Source organism: bacterium, from assembly GCA_021372775.1.
GTDB lineage: Bacteria > Acidobacteriota > Polarisedimenticolia > J045 > J045 > JAJFTU01.
This window is the reverse complement of record JAJFTU010000230.1, coordinates 1-1,910: the sequence shown is the minus strand read 5'-3', so window position 1 is coordinate 1,910 and position 1,910 is coordinate 1. Positions and strand designations below refer to the sequence as shown.

The window sequence follows — 1,910 nt, the reverse complement described above, 5'->3', positions numbered from 1 at the left end:
CTCAGCCGGGGCGCTGCGCGTCGGCGCGGCGGGCGTCGCGCTTGGCGAGGGCCGACCGCGCCTTGCGCAGCAGCTCGGCGGGCGTGAACGGCTTGGCGAGGAAGCTGGAATCCGGCCCGCGCAGCCGTCCGGCCGCGGCGTCGCTCGTGTAGCCGGAGACGAAGAGAACGCCCGTTTCCGGCCGCTCGCGCCGCAGCGCCTCGGCGAGCCGCCGGCCGTCCATCCCCGGCATGACGATGTCGGTGACCAGCAGGTCGATCGCCCCTTCGTGCGCGCGCGACGCGGCCAGCGCCTCCTCGCCGTTCGCCGCCTCGAGGACCTCGAAGCCGGCGCGGCGCAGGACCGCGGCGAGCATGCTGCGGACGCCGTCCTCGTCGTCCGCGAGGAGCAGCGTCTGGCCTTCGGCCCGCAGGGCCTCGACCGGCTGCGGCGCGGTGTCCTCGTCCGGCGCGGCGCCGACGGCCGCCGGCAGGAAGACCTCGAACGTCGTCCCTCGCCCCTGCGCGCTGCGGACGAAGACCTGCCCGCCGCTCTGCGCCACGATGCCGTAGACCGTCGAAAGGCCGAGCCCCGTCCCCTTGCCGGTCTCCTTCGTCGTGAAGTACGGCTCGAAGAGGTGGCCCATCACCTCGGCGTCCATGCCGACGCCTTCGTCGGCGACGACGATCCGCGCCCAGTCACCCTGCGCGAGCTCGGGGCGGCCGGCGCGGGCCGCGTCGTCCGCGGCGTCCACCGCGATCCGCAGCGTCCCGCCGCCGGGCATCGCGTCGCGCGCGTTGACCGAGAGGTTGACGAGCACCCGCTCGAGCTGCGAGGGATCGGCGCGGACCGTCAGCGGCGCCTCGGCGATCGACGTTTCGAGGCGGATGTTCGGGCCGAGCAGGCGCGCGACGACCGGAACGAGTCCGCGCAGGAGCTCGTTCAGGTCCAGGGCCGTCGGGTGGAGCACCTGCTTGCGGCTCACGGCGAGAAGCTGGCGGGTCAAGGTGGCGGCGCGGCCGGAGGCCTTGACGATCTCCGCCGCGTGGTCGCGTTCGGCGCCGTCGGGCAGCCTCTCGGCGAGCAGGTCGGCGAAGCCGCCGATGGCGGTCAGCAGGTTGTTGAGGTCGTGGGCGAGGCCGCCGGCGAGGCGGCCGATCGCCTCCATCTTCTGCACCTGGCGCAGCCGCTCTTCGGTGCTGCGCAGCGCCGCCGCGCTCTCCACCTCAGCGCTGCGGTCGGCGACGAACGAGACCGAGGCGACGCCGTCGGGCATCTCGAGCGCGTCGTAGTGCACGCGGACGGGAAAGGTCGAGCCGTCGAGCCGCAGCATGCGGATGTTGATCGCCCCCGCGGACGGGGCCCGCGCGACGTCGGTCGCCGCCGCCCGCTCCCGCTCCTCCGGCGGAACGAAGTCGAGCAGCGGCCGGGCGACGATGTCCTCGGGCGAGGCGGCGCCGACGAGCTGCGCGTAGGCGGGGTTGGCGTAGAGGATCCGGCCGTTGCGGGCGATCGCGATGCCGAGCTGGTGCGTGTCGAAGAGGGAACGGAATCGCGCCTCGCTGCGGCGCAGCGCGGCCTCCGCGCGCTCGCGGTCCGTGACGTCGGCCATCAGCGCGACCATGCCGATCCGCTCGCCGTCGGGGTCGCGCCGCGGCGCGGTCCAGACGGCCGCGGAGAAGGTCGAACCGTCCTTGCGCTCGAGCGGGATCGGCGCGGCGGAGGAGGGGGCGCGCTCGATGGCGCGCCGCAGCAGCGTCGCCGATTCGCCGCCGTCGTTCCGCCCGCGCGGGACGACCCGCCCCAGACTCTCCTCTTCGCTCCAGCCGAACAGCTTCTCCGCCGCGCGGTTCCACAACTCGACCCGCTGTTCGCGGTCGATGGCCACGATCGCCAGCGGCGAGGCGTCCACGATCGCGGCGAGCTCGTCC

1 protein-coding gene is annotated in these 1,910 nt (G+C 74.7%); it reads right to left on the bottom strand.

What is annotated here, in order from left to right:
* Position 1 precedes the first annotated feature (1 nt).
* Positions 2 to 1,910, bottom strand: a 1,909-nt coding sequence (locus LLG88_08360) for a PAS domain S-box protein (GenBank protein ID MCE5246915.1), incomplete at its 5' end; no start/stop codon positions are given.